This is a genomic window from Thiovibrio frasassiensis, assembly GCF_029607905.1.
GTDB lineage: Bacteria > Desulfobacterota > Desulfobulbia > Desulfobulbales > Desulfurivibrionaceae > Thiovibrio > Thiovibrio frasassiensis.
In genome coordinates, this window is record NZ_JAPHEH010000001.1 from 2758084 (window position 1) to 2780223 (window position 22140).

19 protein-coding genes are annotated in these 22140 nt (G+C 57.6%); 11 read left to right on the forward strand and 8 right to left on the reverse strand.

The window, feature by feature from the left end:
* The first annotated feature begins 112 nt into the window (after positions 1–112).
* The gene (locus OLX77_RS12870; protein WP_371877513.1) at positions 113–1102 is read left to right on the forward strand and encodes an L-threonine 3-dehydrogenase; all 990 of its coding nucleotides are present in this window, start codon (positions 113–115) and stop codon (positions 1100–1102) included.
* Complete coding sequence (locus OLX77_RS12875) at positions 1099–2328, forward strand: aminotransferase class I/II-fold pyridoxal phosphate-dependent enzyme (protein WP_307634016.1); 1230 nt, start codon at positions 1099–1101, stop codon at positions 2326–2328. Before OLX77_RS12870 ends, OLX77_RS12875 begins: the two co-directional genes overlap by 4 nt.
* Positions 2329–2377: 49 nt before the next feature.
* Here the strand turns inward: OLX77_RS12875 and OLX77_RS12880 are convergent, their stop codons facing one another.
* A complete protein-coding gene (locus OLX77_RS12880; RefSeq protein ID WP_307634017.1) occupies positions 2378–3547 on the reverse strand; it encodes an RtcB family protein in 1170 nt (389 codons plus the stop codon).
* 285 nt (positions 3548–3832) lie between these two features.
* On the opposite strand from OLX77_RS12880, the gene OLX77_RS12885 reads away from it, so the two are divergent.
* Both OLX77_RS12885 and katG read left to right on the forward strand, forming a co-directional pair.
* Positions 3833–4297 carry a Fur family transcriptional regulator gene (locus OLX77_RS12885; RefSeq protein WP_307634018.1) on the forward strand — a complete coding sequence of 155 codons (465 nt, stop codon included), beginning with the start codon at positions 3833–3835 and terminating at the stop codon, positions 4295–4297.
* Between the two features lie 344 nt (positions 4298–4641).
* A complete protein-coding gene (gene katG, locus OLX77_RS12890; RefSeq protein ID WP_307634019.1) occupies positions 4642–6837 on the forward strand; it encodes a catalase/peroxidase HPI in 2196 nt (731 codons plus the stop codon).
* 148 nt (positions 6838–6985) lie between these two features.
* Here katG and OLX77_RS12895 read toward each other — a convergent pair whose 3' ends face one another.
* Positions 6986–8761, reverse strand: coding sequence for a cation:proton antiporter (locus tag OLX77_RS12895; RefSeq protein WP_371877514.1), 1776 nt, complete (start codon positions 8759–8761; stop codon positions 6986–6988).
* A gap of 462 nt (positions 8762–9223) precedes the next feature.
* Here OLX77_RS12895 and OLX77_RS12900 point away from each other — a divergent pair, with 462 nt between their 5' ends.
* The 6 genes from OLX77_RS12900 (at position 9224) to OLX77_RS12925 (ending at position 14172) form a co-directional block, all read left to right on the forward strand.
* Entirely contained in the window at positions 9224–10168 is a 945-nt protein-coding gene (locus OLX77_RS12900; RefSeq protein ID WP_307634021.1) for a hypothetical protein, read from the forward strand.
* A 276-nt stretch (positions 10169–10444) separates the two neighbouring features.
* The gene (locus OLX77_RS12905; RefSeq protein ID WP_307634022.1) at positions 10445–10864 is read left to right on the forward strand and encodes a hypothetical protein; all 420 of its coding nucleotides are present in this window, start codon (positions 10445–10447) and stop codon (positions 10862–10864) included.
* A gap of 119 nt (positions 10865–10983) precedes the next feature.
* Positions 10984–11661, forward strand: coding sequence for a spermidine synthase (locus OLX77_RS12910; RefSeq protein ID WP_307634023.1), 678 nt, complete (start codon positions 10984–10986; stop codon positions 11659–11661).
* 40 nt (positions 11662–11701) lie between these two features.
* Positions 11702–12880 carry a chromate efflux transporter gene (gene chrA, locus OLX77_RS12915; RefSeq protein ID WP_307634024.1) on the forward strand — a complete coding sequence of 393 codons (1179 nt, stop codon included), beginning with the start codon at positions 11702–11704 and terminating at the stop codon, positions 12878–12880.
* 120 nt (positions 12881–13000) lie between these two features.
* On the forward strand, positions 13001–13156 hold the full coding sequence (locus OLX77_RS12920) for a bacterioferritin-associated ferredoxin (RefSeq protein WP_307634025.1): 156 nt from the start codon (positions 13001–13003) through the stop codon (positions 13154–13156).
* Between the two features lie 68 nt (positions 13157–13224).
* Positions 13225–14172: a sulfite exporter TauE/SafE family protein gene (locus OLX77_RS12925; protein WP_371877515.1), complete on the forward strand. Its 948-nt coding sequence runs from the start codon at positions 13225–13227 to the stop codon at positions 14170–14172.
* Here the strand turns inward: OLX77_RS12925 and OLX77_RS12930 are convergent.
* The 5 genes from OLX77_RS12930 to OLX77_RS12950 all read right to left on the reverse strand — a co-directional run bounded on the left by OLX77_RS12930 (position 14169) and on the right by OLX77_RS12950 (position 17736).
* Positions 14169–15005: a prenyltransferase/squalene oxidase repeat-containing protein gene (locus OLX77_RS12930; protein WP_307634027.1), complete on the reverse strand. Its 837-nt coding sequence runs from the start codon at positions 15003–15005 to the stop codon at positions 14169–14171. The two genes, OLX77_RS12925 and OLX77_RS12930, sit on opposite strands and share 4 nt — an antisense overlap.
* Positions 15006–15037: 32 nt before the next feature.
* The gene (locus tag OLX77_RS12935) at positions 15038–15379 is read right to left on the reverse strand and encodes a DUF190 domain-containing protein (RefSeq protein ID WP_307634028.1); all 342 of its coding nucleotides are present in this window, start codon (positions 15377–15379) and stop codon (positions 15038–15040) included.
* A gap of 304 nt (positions 15380–15683) precedes the next feature.
* Positions 15684–16061, reverse strand: a complete 378-nt coding sequence (locus tag OLX77_RS12940) for a fluoride efflux transporter FluC (protein WP_307634029.1) — start codon at positions 16059–16061, stop codon at positions 15684–15686.
* Entirely contained in the window at positions 16061–16954 is an 894-nt protein-coding gene (gene rsmI / locus OLX77_RS12945) for a 16S rRNA (cytidine(1402)-2'-O)-methyltransferase (RefSeq protein WP_307634030.1), read from the reverse strand. Before rsmI ends, OLX77_RS12940 begins: the two co-directional genes overlap by 1 nt.
* The gene (locus tag OLX77_RS12950; RefSeq protein WP_307634031.1) at positions 16951–17736 is read right to left on the reverse strand and encodes a sensor histidine kinase; all 786 of its coding nucleotides are present in this window, start codon (positions 17734–17736) and stop codon (positions 16951–16953) included. Before OLX77_RS12950 ends, rsmI begins: the two co-directional genes overlap by 4 nt.
* Before the next feature lie 204 nt (positions 17737–17940).
* On the opposite strand from OLX77_RS12950, the gene OLX77_RS12955 reads away from it, so the two are divergent.
* Positions 17941–19026 (forward strand): hypothetical protein, encoded by a 1086-nt coding sequence (locus OLX77_RS12955; RefSeq protein ID WP_307634032.1) that lies wholly within the window; start codon positions 17941–17943, stop codon positions 19024–19026.
* A gap of 478 nt (positions 19027–19504) precedes the next feature.
* On the opposite strand, the gene OLX77_RS12960 is transcribed toward OLX77_RS12955, so the two are convergent.
* Positions 19505–22066 carry an AAA family ATPase gene (locus OLX77_RS12960; protein WP_307634033.1) on the reverse strand — a complete coding sequence of 854 codons (2562 nt, stop codon included), beginning with the start codon at positions 22064–22066 and terminating at the stop codon, positions 19505–19507.
* Between the last annotated feature and the right edge of the window lie 74 nt (positions 22067–22140).

Sequence of the window (22140 nt, forward strand, 5' to 3'; positions counted from 1 at the left end):
TGCCCATTCGGGGACCTCAAACAGTGCAAACTCCTTTTTCGGCAGCCTCTCCGGTGCTCGGCTGCGTGCCAATGGGATTTTAACTGCGATGAAAGCAAAGGATAAAAACACCATGCACCGCATTCTTGTCACCGGCGCAACCGGCCAGATCGGTTCGGAACTCGTCCCGGCCCTGCGCGCCCGCTACGGCGCAGCCAATGTTATCGCGGTGGGGCACAAAAAAAACCCGGCGTCGGAATTGCGCGAGAATGGCCCCTATGCCGCCTTGGACATCCGCGAGCGCAACGCACTTGCCGAGCTGGTCGAGCGGGAACGGATCGACACCATCTACCACCTGGCCGCCCTGCTCTCCGCCACGGCCGAGGCAGATCCCCAGCTCGCCTGGGAGATCAACATGGGCGGCCTGCTCAATGTGCTGGAGGTGGCCCGCCTCGCCCATTGCGGAGTCTTTCACCCCAGCTCCATCGGCGCCTTCGGCCCCTCAACCCCCCGCGACCATACCCCGCAGGTGACCATCCAGCGGCCCAACACCATGTACGGAGTGACCAAGGTAAGCGGCGAGCTCCTCTGCGACTATTATCACCACCGCTATGGCTTGGACACCCGGGGCATCCGCTTTCCCGGCCTCATCTCCCACAAGACCCAGCCCGGCGGCGGCACCACCGATTATGCGGTGGAGATCTTTGCCGCCGCCCTGAGCCAAAAACAATACACCTGCTTCCTGCAACAGGGCACCCGGTTGGATATGATGTACATGCCCGACGCCATCCGGGCGGCCATGGAGATCATGGAAGCCGAACCGGCAAGGCTGCACCATCGCAACGCCTACAACCTCACAGCCATGAGCTTTGCCCCGGAAACGCTGGGGGCGGAAATTGGACTGCATATCCCGGGCTTTACCATCTCCTATCAACCGGACCCCGTTCGCCAGGCCATTGCCGATTCCTGGCCCAACAGCCTGGACGACAGCGCCGCCCGCGCGGACTGGGACTGGCGGCCCCGATATGGCCTGCGCGAAATGACCAGGGAAATGCTTGGTGCCCTCTCCGCTAAGGAAAGCCGGGAAAGCCGACCATTCCACCAACAAGGAGGAGGCCAATGAGCCTTGAAAAGATCAGGCCGCAGTTTGCCGACACGCTCGCCGCCCTGGACAAACAAGCGACCCGCAAGGGCCACGAACGGGCGCTCACCGCCATCAGACCGGCCCGGGCAGACTTTGGCCCCCGCTGCCTTCTGGTCGGCTACGGTGACCGGGAGTTTCTCCGGCTGAACTCCAACTCCTATCTCGGCCTCTCCCTCCATCCGGAGGTGATTGGAGCGGCAGAGGAGGCGGCGCGCCGTTTCGGCGCAGGCCCGGGGGCGGTGCGCTTTATCAGCGGCACCTGCCTTTCCCATACGGAACTGGAAGAAAAACTGGCCCGGTTCCACGACCGCGAGGCAGGGATGCTCATGAGCTCCGCCTATGCCACGGTGATGGGGGTGCTGCCCCAGCTGATCACGGAAGAAACCCTGGTGGTGAGCGACGCCTTGAACCACAACTGCATCATCAACGCTATCCGCTTGGCAAAGCCAGCGGCCAAGGCGATATACCGCCATCTGGATATGGCGGATCTCACCGTCAAACTTGCGGAATTCCGGGGCAAGGTCAGGAGGGTGGTCGTGGTCACCGACGGCGTCTTCAGCATGCGGGGCGACCACGCGCCGCTGGCCGAGTTGAGCAGCTTGTGCGCCGAGCTGGAAGACAGCTTTCCCGAGGGGATCATCACCGTGGCCGACGACTCGCACGGGGTCGGGGTCTTTGGCCCCAGCGGCCGCGGTTGCGAGGAATATACCCGCGGCCGGGTGGATATTCTGATCGGTACCCTGGGCAAGGCTTTCGGCGTCAACGGCGGTTATATGGTGGGGGATGCTCTTTTTCGCGATTACCTGCGGGAAACCGCACCCTTCTATATCTACTCAAACCCCATCACCCCGGCGGAGGCTGCGGCCGCCGGCAAGGCGCTGGATATTCTCACCGGGAGCGAAGGGGGATTCCTGCTGGAAAAATTGCGGGGCTTACGGAAATTCTTTACCGATGGACTTACCGCTCTCGACTATGCGAGCATCAACGGCGACCACCCCATCGTCCCCCTCATGCTCCGCGACACCGCAAAAACCACACAGTTGGTGAACCACCTCTTTGCCCACGACATCCTTGCCACCGGCCTTTGCTACCCGGTGGTTCCCAAGGGGGACGAAGAAATCCGCTTCCAGCTCAACGCCAGCCACACCACAAAGGATCTCGAATGTGTCCTTGCAGCATTACAATCATTTCGCGACACCCCGTAGCCAGTGGCAAAAAAAAGCGGCTGGCCTCTTTTCGTAGAGCCTCGGCCGCTCACCCTTTGATCACCGCCAGGGGACGCAACTCCACCAAGACCTCCACCAGATCCAACTGATTTTCGATCACCGCATCGATGTCCTTATAGGCGCCAGCCGCTTCTTCCAGATCGCTGACGGAACGGATGGCATGGATAATCCCCTGATCGTCCAGACGCTTCTTCTCCCGCTCCAGATCCAGCTGCCGCTGGGCCTGCTTGCGGCCCATCTTCCGCCCGGCCCCATGGGCGCAGGACTCAAAACTTTCCTTGTTGCCCTTGCCCCGCACAATATAGCTGGGCGTGCCCTGGGAGCCGGGGACAATACCGATCTCGCCAACCTGGGCCCGGGTCGCCCCTTTGCGATGGACCATGACATTTTTGCCGAAATGGACTTCCATGGCCGCATAGTTATGGGCAATATTGATCATCGGCTCAAAGAACACCGGCTGCACCACGGAGAGCACCGCCTCCTTGACCCGCTCCATCATCATCTTCCGATTGGCATAGGCGAATTCCACGCAAAAACGCATTTCATGCAGATAGATCTGCCCGGCCGCACTGCTGATGGGCAAAAAAGCCAGCTGCCAGTTCGGCGGGATCTTGGAGCCCCATTGCCTGTTCAGCTCCATGGCCAAGCGGTTGTAGTAATTGGCCACCTTAAAGCCGAGATTGCGGCTGCCGGAATGCACCATCAGCCAGACATGGCCGTCATTGCCCTTCTGGATTTCGATGAAATGGTTCCCCCCGCCCAGGGTGCCGAGTTGGGTCAGGGCGCTTTGATATTCCCGGGCAATAACCGTCAACTCATCGAGGGGGATCGCGCTCTTGGGCATGAGGCTGCGGTCCTGCCCCCTTTTATGATGCTTGAAGCCTAAAGGAATGGTTCTTCTGATCTCGGTCAAGACCCCCTTCAATTGTTCCGTGGACAAGGTGGCAAGCGAGGTCCGCACCGCACACATGCCGCAACCGATATCGACCCCGACCGCATTGGGGATCACCACCTCTTCCGAGGCCATGACCCCGCCGATGGGCATGCCATACCCCTGATGGGCATCCGGCATCACGGCAACATGTTTGAAGACAAAGGGAAGATTGGCGAGATTTTTCGCCTGGGCAAAGGCGCCGGCATCGATATCGTCGAGCCAGAGCTTGATCTTGGTTTTTTCCGAGGTAATTATCTGTTTCATTGTTCCGCCTCCCTGTGTTGCGCGCACGATGATGGCAGGATCAATTCACCTTACTGAAAACAGTTTGTCTCTAATTTATAATTTAGTCTTCCGCGCGGAGATCCGCAAAGCGAAATAAACGACCCCCCAGCCACAAGAAGGTATTGCCCTAATATCACACATACTATTTGTTTCGCCCAGAAGCCCGACATGACGGAGATTTCCACCGGACAATCTCCTTGACAGAGAGTCGCGATACGAATATAAACTAAACAAGAATAATTACTACCTGGACCCGGCGCACCCATGGCGAAAAAACTTCCGCAAACAAACCTCGAACAAAAACTGCGCGCCTTTGAGCAGGCCTGTCGCAAGGTCGGCCTCAAGCTGACCCATCAGCGGCTGGAAATCTTTCGCGAGCTTGCCGTGGCCTGCGACCATCCTTCGGCAGAAACGCTTTACAAAAGGCTACAAAAAAGGATGCCCACCCTCTCCCTTGATACCGTGTACCGGACCCTGGCTACCTTTGAAAAACACCACCTCATCACCAAGGTGGAAACCGTGGAAAGCCAGGCCCGTTTCGAGGCCGACATGGATCTCCACCACCATGCCATCTGCCGGCAATGCGGGGCCATCACCGATTTCAACTGGAATTCCTTTGATGCGGTGCAACTGCCCAAGGAAATCTCCGGCTGGGGCCGGATTGATAAGAAGAATATCACCCTGCATGGGATTTGCGGAAAGTGCGCAAATGGCGGCCGAGCGAAGTGAAACATTTTTTTTGGTTTTCAAATAGGAATAATTCTGAGATAGTTTATGTTATTAAAAAGGTATCTGAAAAATAAGCCGGCTTTCGTCCGGTTCAGCTTCACTGCAAAAATCAGCTATGATACGATATTAAAAATCAACATCAGGGAGGAGCACCATGGCAAACCGAACAACGATCATAACCACCAGCGACACCAATCCCATGACCGATATCAGAATTCCCTGTCGGCTGAGCCTCGGAGAGGGTTGTCGCGCCAAGCCTATCACCTGATTGAAAAGCTGGCCCACTGGAAGTGATACACTAAAAACACCGTGAGTAAGCGCAAACAATACAAGGGGGAAATCTTATGACCGAACCAAGCAAGTGCCCGGTAACGGGCAAAACCAGCAAACAAGTAGCCGGCGGTGGCACCTCGAACCGGGATTGGTGGCCGAACCAATTGAACCTTCATATACTGCACCAGCATTCCGCCAAGTCCAATCCGCTGGGCGAGGAGTTTACCTACGCAAAGGAATTCAAGAAGCTCAACCTGAAGGCCATAAAAAAGGACCTCTACAGGCTGATGACCGACTCCCAGGAATGGTGGCCGGCCGATTGGGGACATTACGGGGGGCTCTTCATCCGCATGGCCTGGCACAGCGCGGGCACCTACCGCATGGGCGATGGCCGCGGCGGGGCCGGGTCCGGCAACCAGCGCCTGGCGCCGCTCAACAGCTGGCCGGACAATGTGAACCTCGACAAGGCGCGTCGCCTGTTGTGGCCGATCAAGCAGAAATACGGCAACAAGATCTCCTGGGCAGATCTGATGATCCTCACCGGCAACTGCGCCCTGGAGTCCATGGGATTCAAGACCTTCGGCTTCGGCGGTGGTCGCGAGGACATCTGGGAGCCGGAAGAGGACATCTACTGGGGCAGCGAGGACACCTGGCTCGGCGACAAGCGCTACTCCGGGGATCGGGACCTCGAAAACCCACTTGCCGCCGTGCAGATGGGCCTCATCTACGTGAACCCGGAAGGGCCGAACGGTACGCCGGATCCGGTCGCCTCGGGCCGTGACGTGCGCGAAACCTTCGCCCGCATGGCGATGAACGACGAAGAAACGGTCGCCCTGGTCGCCGGCGGCCATACCTTCGGCAAATGCCACGGCGCCGGCCCTGCCTCTAAGGTGGGTCCCGAACCCGAAGGCGCTCCCCTTGAACAACAGGGGCTCGGCTGGCAGAGCAGCTTCGGCAGCGGCAAGGGCGGCGATACGATCAGCAGCGGCATCGAGGGAGCCTGGAAGCCGAACCCGACCACCTGGGACATGGGTTATCTGAAGGTGCTGCTCAAGTACGAGTATGAACTGGTCAAGAGCCCGGCCGGCGCGCATCAGTGGCTGGCCAAGGACGTGGCCGCAGAGGACATGGTGGCCGACGCGCATGATCCGTCCAAGAAGCACCGGCCGATGATGACCACGGCGGATCTCTCGCTGAAGTTCGACCCGATCTACGCGCCCATCGCGCAGCGCTACCTGGCCAACCCTCAGGAGTTCGCGGACGCCTTTGCCCGGGCGTGGTTCAAGCTGACCCACCGCGACATGGGCCCGCGCTCGCGCTATCTCGGCCCGGAGGTCCCGGCGGAGGAACTGATCTGGCAGGATCCGGTACCCGCTGCCGAGCATAAGCCGATCACCGCCAAGGACATCGCGGACCTCAAGGGTAAGATTCTTGCTTCGGGGTTGTCGATCTCCCAACTGGTCTCTTGCGCCTGGGCGTCGGCCTCCACCTTCCGCGGGTCCGACAAGCGCGGCGGTGCCAACGGGGCGCGCATTCGCCTTGCCCCGCAGAAGGATTGGGAGGTCAACCAGCCGGCCCAATTGAAGAAGGTGCTGCAAACCCTTGAGAAAATCCAAAAGGCGTTTAACAGCGCGCAGTCAGGCAAGAAGAAGGTAACGCTTGCCGACCTGATTGTCCTGGGCGGATGCGCCGGGGTCGAACAGGCTGCCAAAAAAGCCGGCCACAAGGTTGTCGTTCCCTTCACGCCGGGACGCACGGATGCGTCGCAAAAGCAAACCGACGTGGAGTCTTTCGGTGTCCTTGAGCCGAAAGCGGACGGATTCCGCAACTATCTCAAAAGCAAATACGCCGTCTCGGCAGAAGAACTGCTGGTTGATCGGGCGCAACTGCTGACCCTGACCGCTCCCGAGATGACGGTTCTCGTCGGCGGGATGCGCGTTTTGAATGCCAATTTCGGACAATCAAAACACGGCGTCTTCACCAAGAGCCCGGAAACGCTCAGCAATGACTTCTTCGTGAATCTGCTCGACATGTCCACGACCTGGAAGGCAACCCCGGGAGAGGAAAACGTCTTCGAGGGGCGTGATCGGGTGAGCGGCAAACTCAAGTGGACCGGCAGCCGCGTGGACCTGATCTTCGGCGCCAACTCGCAGCTGCGCGCCCTGGCCGAAGTCTATGCCCAGAATGATGCGGCAAAGAAGTTCGTGCATGACTTCGTTGCGGCCTGGAACAAGGTGATGAACCTGGACCGCTTCGATCTCGGGTAACCGCACAAACAAGACAAGCTCCGGTTCAGCTCCCGGCATACCACTGCCGCTGAACCGGAGCGATCTCAGCAAGGTCTGTCAAGCGTCAAAATGATATCCTGGCACGGATCCGGGGGCACCTCTTTCGTATGTGTCCCCGGAATTCGTCTCAAGCATTGCCGACCGAATTGCTCCCCTCCGCATCCGCCACCAAGGCGATAATGGTCCAGCCCGGCTGCGGATGCAACACCTGCTCCACGGTAAACACCTCGATCTTCCCCTTGGGACTCACCGCAAAAAGCGGAATCGCGCCCTGCCCGTATTGCTGCTGATAGGCCGCAAAATCAAAGGTCTGACTGAGGGTGGTGGAGTGTATCTTCCAGCCGTCATGATTCAGCGCCTTGGCCAGGCTGGAAAAGGTAACCTCCGGGCCGAAAAGAACCCGCCAATGCCGCCGGGAGGCCGTCTGGCGCTCCTTGCTCATCTCCAGATCCGACGCCGCCTGGATCGCATAAACAGCCTTGGCACCCAACTCCATCCGGTAATGCATGCAGGAAAGGGCATTGAGCGAACCGCGCGGGGAAAGGGCCAGGAGGGTGCCGATCCCGACCAGATCGAGATTACGATCCGCGTGCTCGGAAACCGGCTCCCCGTAATAGGTTTCCAACCCCTCCAGCCTAGCACCGCTGATCTTCTCCCAGTCGCTGTCAACAAGCAAGACCCGAAAACCCGCCTGCTGCAAACCCTTGCCAATGGCTCTCGCCACCAGATTCGCGCCGATGAGCAAAAATCCCCGGGGGTCCGGCTCCGCCACCCCAAGCCGCTTGGCGATGAATCGGGCGGTACCGCTCTGCAGCACTACGGTGCCGATGATCACCGAAAAGGTCAGGGGCACCAGCAACTCAGCCCCGTGGTACCCCGCCGCTTCTAGTTTGATGGCAAAAAGGGCCGAGATGGCGGCGGCCACGATCCCGCGCGGCGCAATCCAGGCCAAAAGATGCCGCTCCGGCCAGCTCAGCTTCGAGCCGAGGGCCGAGACCATCACACTCAAGGGGCGGGAAAGGAACTGGATGGAGAGGAAGATGAACGCCACCTGCCAGCCGAGATGAAAAAACCGCTGAAAATCAAGACGCGCAGCCAGGACGATAAACAAGACGGTGATGAGGAGAACGCTCAAGCTCTCCTTGAAATCCAGGATCTCCTCCAGGGAGACATCCCGCATGTTGGCCAGCCAGATCCCCATGACCGTCACGGTGAGCAGACCGGATTCCTCCTGAACGGTGTTGGACAAGGCAAAGACGAAGATGACCAGCCCCAGGGTGGCCACGTTGTGGAGAAACTCCGGCAGCCAATGACGCCTTAAGATATTGCCGTAGAGATAGCCGCTCAGAGAGCCGAGACAAAGGCCGATGCCGATGAGTTTGGCAAAGGCGAGCAGGGTATGGCCCAGGGCGTTGCCGCTGCTGCCGGCGAGGATGAACTCATAGACCAAAACAGCCAGGGTCGCGCCGATGGGATCGATGACAATCCCTTCCCAGCGGAGAATATTGGCCACTGCCGCGCTGGGCCTCACCGTGCGCAGCATGGGCACGATCACGGTGGGGCCGGTCACCGAGGTGATCGCGCCAAAAAGCAGGGCCAATGGCCAGGGAAAATCAAAGACCAACCGGGTGGCGGCAGCGGTGATCAGCCAGGTGACCAAGACCCCGAAGGTGATCATCCGGCGGACCACCTGCCCCAGCCCGGCAAGCTGGTGGAAGCGCAGGGTGAGGCTGCCCTCGAAAAGGATCACCGCCACGGAAAGGGAGATAAAGGGAAAAAGCAGGTCGCCGAACAGGGCGTCGGAGTTGAGCCAGCCGGTAAACGGCCCGGCAATGATCCCGGCAAAGAGCAGAAAAAGAATGGCGGGCAGCTTTACCCGCCAGGCGAGCCACTGACAGAGCATACCGGCAAAAACAATAGCAGCGAGGATGAAAGCCTTATCAATCAGCACGATTCGTCACTTTTCTCTTTTGTCTTGAGGCGAAAAACCGGGGCGCAACAGAATAGATACAGTTTACATGTTTCTTGGGAGCTGTCGAAGCATTCCTGCTACCCTGGCGAAGAAAATGGCGCCTCTTTCCTCCTGCTGCCGATTGACAAACCCCTGAATTTTAAGTACCTAACAAAGCAGAGCACTTCACAAGCCAAACGAGGGGAGAATCGTTATGGCAATCACGGTCATATCCTTTTCAAATTTCCGGAAACACTGCGTTCCAAACGCGAATCTCTCCGTTCGGACTTCAGCTCCAGCTTCCAGATGGGCATCGCCTCTCTCGGCGCCACAACAGAAAAGGCGACAAAATAACGCGTTGCCAGCTGTTACCGGGGAAAATATTTTTCTAACTCCATACGAGGAGAGAAGATCATGAAGATGACACCTTTCGTTCTCTTACTGGTGATGCTACTCGGGCTGCTTGCCGCCTGCACCTCAAGCCAGGCCCCGGAAGAGGCAAAGACCGAAAAAATCACCGTCCCGGCCGCTGGCAATGACACACCGCAACCGCCACCCGTACCCGCCGAGAGCGAAACCACTCCCCCGCCGCCGAGGTTTAAGCCCCACGAAGAATACGCCATGAAGGTGCCGGCCGAAACGGTGATGCCTCCCCCCGCCTCTGCCCCGAAGAGCGCAACCTCCACGGCCGGGATGACCGTTGGAGGCGACGCCACCACCGCGGAGCAACCGGTTCCTCCTGAGACCCCGCCGGCCGCGAAGAATGGCGGCGCCGAATCCGGTTGGAGCGAGCGCTGCAAGGACTACCTGGCCAGTTTCAAGGATGCCGCCTATACCTTCAACACCCCCTCGCCCATCAAGGTTGCCAAACCGTATCCCGTCTATCTCTGGGTGGACACCACCGCAAGCCACCAGGCGCTGGCGCAAGAGCTGGCGCAACAGTTGAACACCTTGTTGCCAGCCGATGCCAACCGGATCGCCTCCGGCACCATCCAGGTCAGCCCGGTCATGAAAGCGACCCTGAAAGGGGAAAAATTCACCATCACCCCCATCTCGCCGGAGCAGCAAATCATCCATCTGGCCGGCCGCACCACCTGGAGCTGGGAGATCACCCCGACCTGGCCCGGCACCCATATCCTGCACCTCCAACTGCTCGCCATTCCCCCTGAAGGCATCGCTGCCGACCCCTATACCATCCCGGAACCCCTTGATCGGAGCATCGAGGTGAAGGTGACGCTCTGGTGGCTCATTGATTCTTTCTTCGACAAATACTGGAAGTGGCTGCTTGGCGGCCTCGGCACTCTTCTGCTTACAGTGCTCGGCTGGTGGTGGAATAAGCGCACTGGCGAAAAAAGCTAAAACCACCCAGGAAGATTTGAGGAAACCGCCCCCCCGTTCCCCGGTGGCTTTGGCGATCCTCTTTCTCCTGCTGACCGCCCCCCTGGCCAAGGCCTCGCTGATTGCCTATTTCGGCCGTTAAAAAAACGGCCCACCAAAGAGGGATCGTGATCTCCGCCTTGACAGACCATGTTTTTTCAGGCTAGCTAACGGGTGAAGATCACCCCACACGGGAACCCCGGGGGGTTTGTTCCCTCTGCTCCTCGCTTGTGCCGCCTCAGACCAAAGGATCCGACTATGCCTCTGCGCCCGCTCCTCCTCTTGCTTGCCTTCCTTGTCGCTTTCCCCACCACCCTTCTGGCCAGGGAGGTGCATCTCAAAAAAGGGGAGGTGTTCCGCGACCGGGACCTTACCGTGATCTGCGAAGGACGCGGGGCCGCTTCTCTCAGTCAACCCCTGGCGGTGCGGGAGTGTCAGTACTGGGACGATTTCAGCAAAAAATGCCTCTTTGAAAAAACCACCTACAGCTATAACGATCTGGAATGCACGGAAGAATGCCAGCATTGGGATGGGTTCAATAACACCTGCGACTACCAGAGCAAATGCACCTTTTATCCCCAGCAGGAGGCCTTTGTCCTGCGGACCTGCGCCGAGTTCGATGACTACAGCCGCAAATGTATCAAATTCAAGGAAGCAAAAATCGGCCCGGGCAGATAATTTCCCGCAAAAGACCAGACAAACGACTCTTCCCGCCCGAGCCTGTTTCTTGTAGTATCTCGCGATGGCGCAGGCGGACAATCACCTGCAACGGTAATCACCTTGAGCTTGAGGCCACCATGATCCCTTGGGAGTTGCTGGAGAGCGCCCCGGTTCCGGGAGGCAGCGAAACGCTGCACCTCTACCGGCGGGGCACGGAGTTTGCCATCCGGGTGGATGGCAACGAGCTGATGAACAGCCGGGCCCACGGCTCGGAGGAGGCCCTGGCCGAGCTGGCCTGCGCCCGGTTGCACACCCGCCCCGCGCCCTTCGTCCTGATCGGCGGCCTGGGCATGGGCTATACCGTGGCGGCGGCGCTCAAACACCTGAGCAGCCAGGCCCGGGTGGTGGTGGCCGAGCTGGTTCCGGCAGTGATTGCTTGGAACCGGGGGCCGCTTGCCGGTCTGGCCGGACATCCCCTGAAGGATATCCGCGTCTCGGTGCGGGAGATTGATGTCGCCCGGATTTTACAAACGGAACAACAGGCCTACGACGCCATCCTCCTCGATGTGGACAACGGTCCCGATGGGTTGACCCGCCCCGGCAACGACTGGCTCTACACCCGGGCCGGATTGACCGCCGCCCATGGTGCCCTGAAACCCTCAGGTGTTTTGGCTGTCTGGTCCGCCAGCCCCGAACCCGCCTTTTCCCGATTGCTGCGCCAGACCGGATTTACGGTGGAGGAAATCACCGCCCGCGCACGGGGAAGCAAAGGCGGCAGTCGGCACATGATCTGGCTTGCCGAACGTGGGAGATAAGCGAATTGATGCGCATCAGCAATAAAGAATCCCGGCATTCATGAACGATCTTCATCAAAAACCTGTCTCTCCGCCACCGACATTGCCCCGGTTGTTCGCCGTCTTTTTACGCCTGGGAGCAACCGCCTTCGGCGGCCCGGCCATGATCGCCTATATCCGTGAGCTGGCTGTCGAGCGGGAACACTGGCTGCATAAACAAACCTTCCAGGAAGGCGTGGCCCTTTGCCAGACGATTCCCGGCGCCACCGCCATGCAGGTCGCGGCCTACGTCGGCCTGCGGGTCCGGGGCGTGCGGGGGGCCATCACCGGCTACCTCGGCTTCGGATTGCCTGCTTTTTTCCTCATGACAGCGCTTTCGGCCTTCTACAGCCGCACCCATTCGCTTCCCGCCGTAATTGCCGCTTTCAGCGGCCTACAGGCCATCATTGTCGCCATCGTGGCCAATGCCGCCATCTCCTTTGGCAAAACCGCTCTTTCCGGCTGGAAAACCTGGAGCATCGCCCTCGCTGCCGCAGGGCTGTTTTGGCTTGCTGCCCATCCGGCTTTGATCCTGTTCCTTGCCGCTCTTTTGGGCATGACCTTGAACTCCGGGCAGCCAACCGCGCCGCAGACAGAACCCCGGACACCCCTACCCTCCACCGCCCGTGCGCTTCTTTTCCTGCTGGCAGCCACTACCGCAGGTTTTGCCCTGCTTGCTTTCTTTCGCCACGATCTCGCGCAACTGGCCCTGCTCATGGCCAGGGTCGACCTCATGGCTTTTGGCGGCGGCTTTGCCTCGGTGCCCCTCCTGTTCCATGAAATCGTCGTGACCCGCGCCTGGCTGAATGCCCCGACCTTTCTGGACGGCATCGCCCTGGGCCAACTCACCCCCGGCCCCATCGTGATCACGGCAACCTTTGTCGGTTACCTGCGCCATGGCCTTTTCGGCGCGCTGATCGCCACGGTGGCCATGTTCCTCCCCTCCCTGTTGCTGCTGATCGGCACCGCGCCCTACTTTGCCCGGATGCGCACCTCCCGCTGGTTCAACCATGCCGTTGACGGCGTTCTCTGCTCCTTTGTCGGCCTGCTCTGCACCGTTACCATCCGCCTTGCCCTGCACGTCCACTGGGACTGGCCTCACCGGCTTCTCGCCGCTGCGGCCTTCGGAGCCCTGCTCATGAAAATCGATCTGCTCTGGGTGGTTTTTGCAGGCGCCATGTTGGCCATGCTCCTTTTTTAGAGATATCGATCCGCTCGTGGCTGGACAAATGCTCCGCCGAGAGGTATAGGGAAAAAACATCCTCACCCCGAGGACAGGCGCCTGCCGCCAAAGCTTGCATCATCTCGCGCGAGGGCTAACATGACACGCCTGATCTGTTACTGTTTTGGTTACACCGAAGAGGACCTGCGCCAGGATATCCTGAAACACGGCCGGTCACTGATTCTGGAACGCATTGCCTCGGAAAAGAAAGACGGCCAGTGCCGCTGCGCGGAGACAAACCCAGCCGGGCGCTGATGCCTGGCCGAGGTCCGCCAGGTGGTGGACGCAGCCCTGAAGGAACGTGGCTCCGAGGAGCAATGCTGATGTATTTCCCCATTGCCAATATCGAGGTCAACCCGCTAGTGCCGCCGCTGGTCGCCTTCGGGATCTCCCTGTTCACCTCCATGGGCGGGGTGAGCGGCGCCTTCCTGCTCCTGCCCTTCCAGGTCAGCGTTTTGGGCTTCACCAGCCCGGCGGTGAGCTCGACCAACCAGTTGTTCAACATCGTCGCCATTCCCAGCGGCGTCTACCGCTACCTCAAAGAGGGGCGGATGCTCTGGCCCCTGACCTGGGTGGTGATCATCGGCACCCTGCCCGGGGTGCTGGTCGGGGCCATCCTCCGGATCAAATACCTGCCCGACCCGAAAAACTTCAAGCTCTTTGCCGGCGCGGTCCTCCTCTACATGGGCGGCCGGCTGCTGCAGGACCTGCTGGGGAAAAAAAGAAACCCGGATGCGCCCACGGTGGAGGAGCGGTTCCACCAGGAACGCAAAAACAGCGCCCAAACAACAGGAAGCGCGACAGACTTGCCGGCAAACCGGGTCACGGTCCGCCAATGGACCCCCACCCGGATCGTCTTCGAGTTTTACGGGGAAACCTTCACCGTCAACGGAGTGGGCCTCATGGCCTTGAGCCTGGTGGTCGGCATGGTGGGAGGGGTGTACGGCATCGGGGGCGGCGCGATCATTGCCCCGTTTTTGGTCAGCTTCTTCGGACTGCCCATCTATACCGTGGCCGGCGCCTCGCTGATGGGCACCTTTGTCACCTCGGTGGCTGGGGTCCTCTTTTACCAGCTCCTTGCCCCCCACTACCCGGGCATGGTCATCGCTCCGGACTGGCTGCTGGGACTGCTTTTCGGGGTGGGAGGATTTGCGGGCATGTACTGCGGGGCACGGCTGCAACGGTTCGTGCCGGCAAAATTCATCAAATGGATACTGGTCGTCTGCCTGCTCAGTACGGCAGGAAAGTATATCTGGGGATTCCTCTTTTAAACGGAAAGGGTCAGGCTGTTTTGCCGGCCTGCAATATCCCCCACCCCTCCAACGGAACCTGCTTCCAGCTCCGCCAGCAACCGCAGACCGGCGATCCCATGCCAGGAGGCGTCAAGAAAAGGGGCCGCCCGCGGGCTCCGGCCAAAGCCGCCTCTTCCGGTCTGACAGCTGACGATAAAGGCCCTGAGGTTGGCCGGATCATCGGGTCTTGCGCCCAAAAGGCTCAAAGCCGCAAGCCCGGCATGGCAATTCTCAAGAAAAGAAGTAGTGCCCGGGAAAAAGCCGAAGCCGCCGTCACCGTTCTGCGTGCGCTTAAGCCAGCCGGAGAGCTCACCCGCCCCCCCAATCGACTGACCATCCATCTTTTTTAAAAAGAGAAACCGGGCCACATCCTGCACCGCGCAGGGCGCAGGCAAGAACAACGACCGTTGCAAGCCGGGAAGGTCCAGCTCCTCTGCCAGGATCTCCCTGGCGATGCGGCGCACATAATAGCGGGTGGCCAGCGAGGTGTCAGAGCTCAGGCAGGCGGCAAGATGGGCGCGGACCCGCGCTCCATCGATGGCAACGCCGCAGATATGGCAGGTGGTGAGAAGACGGAAGGTGGTGTCGATTCCCAGCCAGGGCACCGCCAGCATCCGGGCAAGATAGTCGGCCAGGGCAGGTTCCGCTTGGGGGGTGGGCACCGCATCCCCCAGCACCATGGTCAGGGCGACCGCCTGAAAGGTGTCCTGGATGGTGGCGGGCAGCCTCGGCGTCGCGCCATAGCCGCCACTCTCCTTGCGCCGCTTGGCCACGAAATCCCTGAGGGCACCATGATCAACCTGACGAGCCATTGCCTCCCTCCGTTGCGGCTAAGCCAAAGAACTTACGCGGTTTCCTTGTTCCGGTAGGCGATCACCCGGATCTTTTCCAGGGTAACCATGCCCTTATCGAGCATCTTGTCGAGCTCCGGGAGAAAGGCGGCGATGCGCTCCGGTTTGTCAACGATCTCGACAATCAGGGGCAGATCCTCGGAGAGGCGCAGGATCTTGGCGGTGTGGATACGGCTGTTCTTGCCGAAGCCCATGATCCCCCGGGTGACCGTGGCCCCGGCCAGGCCGCGCTTGCGCGCCTCCTCGACAATGATTTCATAGAGCGGCCGCTGACCGAGCTTGGTGGTTTCGCCGATGAAGATGCGGAGCAGTTCCGCTTCCGAGGGGAGTTCCATGACCATGTCTCCTTCTTGCTAGTTAACAAACAGCCTCAAAAACCAGAGTAATACGTTTTCATCCTCTGTTCATTTCTTTGCTTGCCCAAAGAAACGAACCAAAGAAAAGGCACCCGTGTCTCTTGTCCCGCCTGCGGCGGGATGCCCTGTGCTCCTCGATGCTGCCGGGGCTTTGCAAACTCGCTTCGCTCAAACAGTGCAAATCCCTTTTCGGCAGCCTCTCCGGTGCTAGGCTGCGTGCCAATGGGATTTTAATGGCCATAAGAACAAAAGACCTGGCTGAGCTTGCTTGGCAGGCAGATTTCTATATAAGCCTGCCCAAAGCCATCCCCACAAAAAACAACACCACCCCCACTCCGTTCTGCAGCAGGATATTGCCTATGGCGTACATCTGCTCGCCGTCCGCCAGTAGGTTGCCGGTCTCGGCCATATAGGTGGAAAAGGTGGTGAAAGCGCCCAGGAAGCCGGTGAGCAGCACGATCCGCAGCTCGCCGGTGCCGGGGAACCGCTCGCTGGTCAGGGTCCAGACCAGGCCGAAGAGCAGGCAGCCCAGAGCGTTTACCGAAACCGTGCCCCAGGGGAAACCTGTGCCCGCCACCCGCTGCACCAGGCCGGAAAGCCCGTAGCGGGCCAGGGTGCCGCAGGCTCCGGCCACGGCGAGAAAAAACAATTTTTGCCACATCAGCCCTGCTCCTTCCACACCGCCAACGCCTTTTGATAGACCTCGGAGCGGGAGAGATCCAGATCCTTGGCAATATTGGCCACCGCGTCTTTCAGGCTCACCCCGTCCTGCGCCCGATACCAGCGCAGCAGATCGTCCAGGTTGTCCGGCCGTTGCGTCCCGGTGGCGCGCAGCCCTTCGATGAGCACCACGAATTCCCCCTTGATGGACTCCCGTCCCTTGAAGTCGGCCAAAAGATCGCTCAGGGGTGCCGAGACAATCTCTTCATGTATCTTGGTGAGCTCCCGGCCGATCAGCGCCCGCCGTTCGCCCAGCTCCCCCAGGCAATCACCCAGCGAGGCGGTGATCCGCCGGGGCGACTCGTAAAAAACTATGGGGTGCACTTCATTTTTGAGCCCCCGCAGGAGTTTGCGCCGCTCACTCCCCTTGGAGGGCAGAAAGGCGAGAAAGAGATGCGACGGCTCGGTCAGACCGGCCACGCTGAGGATGGTCGCCAGGGCCGAAACCCCGGGAATCGGCACCACACTCACCCCCTGCTCGTGGGCGCTCTTCACCAGGATCCCACCCGGATCGGAGATCCCTGGGGTGCCGGCATCGGAAACCAGGGCCACCTGCGCCCCGGAAAGCAAACGGGCCACAATCTCCTGGGAGCGGCTCGCCTCGTTTTCCTTGTAGTAGCTGAGCAGCGGGGTATGGATATCGAAATGGGTGAGGAGCTTTCTGGTGTGCCGGGTGTCCTCGGCGGCGATCAGATCCACCTCTTTGAGGATGCGCAGGGCGCGGAGGGTAATATCCTCCAGGTTGCCGATGGGGGTGGCCACCACAAACAGGGTGCCGCCTTTGCTTGGGCTCGCCGCCTTGGCTTGGGGTTCTTTTCCTTTGACCTGCTTCATACCTGCATGGCCTCCACCGGGACAAGGAGAGAAAAACCGGTGCTCCCGGGACTGGACTTGTGGGAAAGTTCGCCGCCGCAGCGGCTGATGAGCTTTTTCGCCAGATACAAGCCAAGACCGAGATGGCCTTCCTTGGTGGAAAAAAACGGCTCGTAGCAATGCGCCGCCGCCTCGCTGCCCAGCCCCGGACCGTTGTCCGTAACCCGAATCCCGACTCCCTCGCCTTCGAGAAATGACTCAACCACGATCTCCGCATCCTCCTGCCCCTGCACCGCTTCCAGAGCATTACTGAGGAGAATATGGATGATCTGGTGCAACTCCAGCTGAAACCGCGCTAATGCAGGGAGCGGTTCAGCCAGGTTCAAAGTCTTGCGCACCTTATGCTTAAAAACCGAATCGGCAGACATAAACTCCACCTCGGTTGCGATAACCGAATTCACCGTATAGGCAACACCGCCGGGCAGCGGCAGGAAATCAGGGAGGATCTGGGTCCGCTGCAGGATCTGCTGGCTCTGCACCACCTTCTCCTGCATCTGGCTCAGGGCATCCGCCCTGCGGGTGAGGAGATCGTGCAGGCTGTCCAGCTCCGGGCTTGCCCCGGCCTGGCGCATCTGCGCCAGCACCGCCATGGCCTTATCGAGCATCATGGCGGAAAGATCCGTGTGCAGGGAAAAAACCTGGATGATCCCGCCGAGGTTATGGATAATCCCGCGGAACATCCGCCCCACCGCGGCATCCTGACTCTGCGCCAGATACGCCTCTTCCCATTTATCAGCCTGCATTACCCCTCCGATGCGCAAAAAGATAGAGGCCCGAACACCCAGCCTCTGCTACAGCTTAACCGGAATGGGGGCAAAAAATCCAGGGTATTGTAGGGCACGCACAAAAACTGGTAACCACCCGCCCCTACCCTCTGGCGGAACAATGGTGTACAATAAATGCAGTAATTCCTCCTTGCCCAAACCGTGCCCAGCCGAGGAACCCAGATGCTCCTGCTCGATGTTCCCTTTCTGCCCGACCCGCGCTATGTGCAATTCCTTGGTGAGTTCCAGGCTTCGCTCCACTCCGTCCATTTCAGCCTATATTTAGACGACATCCCCGACGGCCGCCACCGCACCGGACTCCAACCGACCATTGCCGAACTGGCCGAGGCCCTGGCCCAACTGCCAGCCCCAAAAAAATACGCGCTCCTGAACAGCCGCTTCCACCACCCCTCCCTCTACAGCGACAAGGAGGGCCTGCACCGGATCATCACCGGGCTGGACACCCTGCTTACCGCCGGCACCCTCCACGGCATCACCATTGTCGATTTCTACCTGCTGCAAGCCCTTTCCGATGCCAGCCCCCAGGTCTGCGCCCAGCTCGAAGCGGTGCCGGGGGTCAACTGCATGCTGGATTCCTTTGCAAAGATTCAGGCCACCCTCAACGCCATCGGCAACACCGGCTTCAAGCCGCCCACCAAACTCAATCTCGACCGCAGCCTCAACCGGGACCCCGCCGCGCTCAAGTCAATCTCCCAAGCCTGCCGCCAACACTACCCGCAGGTCAAGCTGACCCTGCTGGCCAACGAGGGATGCCTGGACCGCTGCCCCTTCAAGCTGAGCCACGACGCCCAGATCGCCTTTGCCAATACCGTGACGATGCACAACCAAACCCACAGCCTCAACCGGGAACTCGGCTGCATCCGGGAACTCACCGCCCAGCCGGCGGAGCTGTTCAAGTCGCCCTTTATCCGGCCCGAGGATCTGCATCGTTATGAGGGGATGGTGGAGGTGATCAAGCTCTGCGGCAGAACCCTGGGGCCCGGTTTTCTGCAACGGGTGGTGCGGGGGTATGCGGAGCGGAGCTATGCGGGAAATCTGCTGGATCTGATGGATACCATGGAGTGGCTGGCCAAGCGGCTCTATGTGGCCAATGAGGAGTTGCCTGGGGATTTTTGGAGCAGGCTTACGGGTTGCGACAAGAACTGCCAGGTCTGTTTGTACTGCCGGGAGCTGCTGGAGAAGAGAGGTAGGCCGTTAGCCTTTAGGATTGATGATCTGCGGCAAGGAAAAATTGGGGAGTGTCCCTAGTTTCCTAGTTTCTTCTGTGGTCAATGAGGAATTGCCTGCGGATTTTTTGACCAGACTAAGTAGTTGCGACAAAAACTGCCGCGCCTGCTCATACTGCCGTGAGCTTCTGGACAAGACCGCTACCCCCTTACCTTTTCAGCTTGAGGACCTGCGGCAATGAAAAAATAGGGGAAGCTTTGGTAGGTTGGGTAGAGGAACGAAACCCAACATTTACGAATATTGACCAAAACACCATCATGATCTGTTTGCCGACCAAAACCGTTGGGTTTCGAAGGTTATTCCGGGGACATAATACTAATTACGGCTTACGCTTGGGAGGAATAAGTATTATGTCCCCGGATATATCCGGAGCTGCTGGAGAAGAGTGGTCGGCCCTTAGATTTTAGGCTTGAAGATCTGCGGCAAGGAAAAATTGGGGAGTGTCCCTAGTTTCCTCTAATTTCTTTATTTTTACCGTCCTATTTTGCACGGGTTCGTCTTAAACGGTTCTCTTAGAGTATTCTTCCCGCCAATCTTTCAGTGCAGTCATGTCGGCCAATAACTCGTCTGGATTCGGCAGTTCTACAGGCGCTTCTGCTGGTTGGGAATGTTCAAATCCTGAATATTTAGTCATCAGTGAATCTATAAAATTACAATCTGTTTCTCCAAGCTTTGGCAGATCCTTTAGTTTGAGGGTATGGACAGGTCGCTGAAATCTTTGCACAACCCCACACAACAAATCATTCTCAATAGATCTTTCCAATATTATTCTAAAATCGCTGCACATGGACTTTAGCAAAATTTCAACATGTTCAAACTCTCCATTGTCGTTTGCTTTCTTTGCCCCCTGATACCGCTGGCTCATAAGAGCGTTCAAGGCAGATTTAATGTCACTCTGCGACAAAGGAATTGGCGCTGGTTCCCCGGTTCCCCAGTCAGCAGAACGAATGCTTACGACATCGGGCTTTATGGATTTCTTCTCGGCAAAATGTTTTATAGTTCCAAGCAAGGAGAGGCGGTGAGTAAAAATGATGATCTGCTTATTATGGGACAGTTCTATCAATCTTTTAACCACAGCCTCTTCATAACTTTGATCCAACGAGGATATTGGATCATCAAAAATGAATGGGGCTTGGCTGCTCTTGCCAGTCACGTCAGCTAAGAACGCCCCAATTGAAACTATACGACTTTCCCCTTCACTAAGAACATCCGCGAGCGCATTCTGAGCGGCACCTCGAAGCTGAAGTTTATGAAGAACGCGGCCTTTTGAAACCTTTGTCTTTACAAGCTCGACCTTGACGTGTGACGCTCCGAGGTTTTTTAGTTCGGTGTTGAATCTTTTTACAAAGGCGTCAGTGATCAATGCTTCCGCCAGCTCGCCCTTCTTCTGCGACAGAGATTTTGTGTTGGTAGACTTCTTCGCCACCTGGATCTGGCTCAGGACCTTTAGTCGGCTGATTTCTTCCTCAATGGATGCACGATGTTCGGACAACCACTTTTTAGCCAATAGACTGTCCCGTTTCTTTTTGATTTGATCACGATTGTCATTTTTTGCATCTTCTTCGTATTTCGCGGCAAGATCTCCCAGATTTTTCGAATGGGTATTTATTTCTTCAATCCATTTTGGTTTTTGTGGAGCGGTAGGAATAGCCTCCTCGGAATCAATTCCAGGCAGTTGATCTTTTCTGCTTTGTAATTGAGAAAAGAATTTTGTTACCTGGCTAGAGATTTCATCTTGCTGAATGCCTGCTGCATCTATTCTTGTTTTCAAAGACTCAGGATTGGGTATATCCCCTACGGTTTTGGTAGCGGTCTCATATTCCTTTGCCGCGTCTATTGCGGCTTGTTGCATCTCACCTTTTATAAAATTTTCGAAAGAGGTTAGTCGATCCTTTGATTCCAGGGAGAGGGTTTGGTGACAAAGGACACAACGTGAGCCATCAGACACGAAGGGATATTCGAGTTCTTTATAGGCCGTCGACGTGGAGTATTTCCTCGCTGCCTCCCAAAGTTCTTTCCAAACATCGGAGCCAATACCTTCTAATTGACTACCGGAAAATACTTTTTCCGCAGCAGTATCTGCTGCTTTCTTTTTAATGATCGACTTCTTTTTGGCCCCAATGATTCGACGACAATTTTCATCAGATAGTTGATCCAGATATTTTTGAGCATCCTGGACAAGAATATCTATATGCTGTTTCTGTTTTTTTAAGTGTTTTGCCTTTTCTGTTGGGTCTTGCTCAGCGAGTCGCTGCTGAAGAGTCTGTATCTCGGTTTCGTCCTTGCTTTCAAAAATGCAGTATTTATCGACGTCTTGTTGCTTGGTTTTGGCGCTTATGCTCTCATACCAAATACCTTCAGCGGTGATCTTTTTATCGGCGGGGATATTTGGTTTTTTGGACTGATGTTGATTTGACTCGGCCTCCAGGGCACTTGCAACCCTCTCGCACACTTCAATAAGCGAACTAAAAAAAGATAATACCGGTGGTTCGTAACTTGCTTCATCTTCACTGCTTACAAAGACCCGCCCAAAGGAGGTGTCAAAAATATCAACGCTACTGAGGTCATCACAGATGCCTTTCCCTGACCAGTGATGACACTTTTTGGTGCCATTTAGTTCAAATGTAATACTGGCTTTTTGTTCGGTGGAAACAGACTTATAAATATTGGGATGGAGTTCTCCAAGAGCACGTGCGCCGCAAACGTGCTTGAGGAGCCTGACATAACCAGACTTTCCAGATCCGTTGTAGCCGTAGACTACGGTTATATTTCCTTTACCAAATTCTAGTGGTTTTTTGGGCGCAAGGGCGTTTACCCCTTCTACATCACTGATAGAACATAGTCGCAGTGTTCCCGATGCACCCTTGGAAAACGCGGAGGCAGAAAAAGAACAACTCTTTTTAGGTATCTTCCCGGCTGCTTCCTGTTGGCAAAGTATTGCGAGGTCAGATACATCCTTGGCTGTAAGTTCATTTTTTCCAAGGAGTAAAGTTGCAGCGACCTGAAGCCATTGAGGACGTTCAGAAAACCATTTGGTTAAATTTTCCAATAAGTCAGGCATAGGTTAATCCATTTCTTAACATGTGAAATCCTATCTATGCTAATTTTATTGAACATTGAGTTTGATGGGCGTGC

Excerpts from the sequence above, each read along its gene's own strand:
- OLX77_RS12870 (WP_371877513.1), top strand. The coding sequence starts at position 113 with ATGCACCGCATTCTTGTCACCGGCGCAACCGGCCAGATCGGTTCGGAA.
- OLX77_RS12875 (WP_307634016.1), top strand. The coding sequence starts at position 1,099 with ATGAGCCTTGAAAAGATCAGGCCGCAGTTTGCCGACACGCTCGCCGCC.
- OLX77_RS12880 (WP_307634017.1), bottom strand. The coding sequence starts at position 3,547 with ATGAAACAGATAATTACCTCGGAAAAAACCAAGATCAAGCTCTGGCTC.
- OLX77_RS12885 (WP_307634018.1), top strand. The coding sequence starts at position 3,833 with ATGGCGAAAAAACTTCCGCAAACAAACCTCGAACAAAAACTGCGCGCC.
- katG (WP_307634019.1), top strand. The coding sequence starts at position 4,642 with ATGACCGAACCAAGCAAGTGCCCGGTAACGGGCAAAACCAGCAAACAA.
- OLX77_RS12895 (WP_371877514.1), bottom strand. The coding sequence starts at position 8,761 with ATGCTCTGTCAGTGGCTCGCCTGGCGGGTAAAGCTGCCCGCCATTCTT.
- OLX77_RS12900 (WP_307634021.1), top strand. The coding sequence starts at position 9,224 with ATGAAGATGACACCTTTCGTTCTCTTACTGGTGATGCTACTCGGGCTG.
- OLX77_RS12905 (WP_307634022.1), top strand. The coding sequence starts at position 10,445 with ATGCCTCTGCGCCCGCTCCTCCTCTTGCTTGCCTTCCTTGTCGCTTTC.
- OLX77_RS12910 (WP_307634023.1), top strand. The coding sequence starts at position 10,984 with ATGATCCCTTGGGAGTTGCTGGAGAGCGCCCCGGTTCCGGGAGGCAGC.
- chrA (WP_307634024.1), top strand. The coding sequence starts at position 11,702 with ATGAACGATCTTCATCAAAAACCTGTCTCTCCGCCACCGACATTGCCC.
- OLX77_RS12920 (WP_307634025.1), top strand. The coding sequence starts at position 13,001 with ATGACACGCCTGATCTGTTACTGTTTTGGTTACACCGAAGAGGACCTG.
- OLX77_RS12925 (WP_371877515.1), top strand. The coding sequence starts at position 13,225 with ATGTATTTCCCCATTGCCAATATCGAGGTCAACCCGCTAGTGCCGCCG.
- OLX77_RS12930 (WP_307634027.1), bottom strand. The coding sequence starts at position 15,005 with ATGGCTCGTCAGGTTGATCATGGTGCCCTCAGGGATTTCGTGGCCAAG.
- OLX77_RS12935 (WP_307634028.1), bottom strand. The coding sequence starts at position 15,379 with ATGGAACTCCCCTCGGAAGCGGAACTGCTCCGCATCTTCATCGGCGAA.
- OLX77_RS12940 (WP_307634029.1), bottom strand. The coding sequence starts at position 16,061 with ATGTGGCAAAAATTGTTTTTTCTCGCCGTGGCCGGAGCCTGCGGCACC.
- rsmI (WP_307634030.1), bottom strand. The coding sequence starts at position 16,954 with ATGAAGCAGGTCAAAGGAAAAGAACCCCAAGCCAAGGCGGCGAGCCCA.
- OLX77_RS12950 (WP_307634031.1), bottom strand. The coding sequence starts at position 17,736 with ATGCAGGCTGATAAATGGGAAGAGGCGTATCTGGCGCAGAGTCAGGAT.
- OLX77_RS12955 (WP_307634032.1), top strand. The coding sequence starts at position 17,941 with ATGCTCCTGCTCGATGTTCCCTTTCTGCCCGACCCGCGCTATGTGCAA.
- OLX77_RS12960 (WP_307634033.1), bottom strand. The coding sequence starts at position 22,066 with ATGCCTGACTTATTGGAAAATTTAACCAAATGGTTTTCTGAACGTCCT.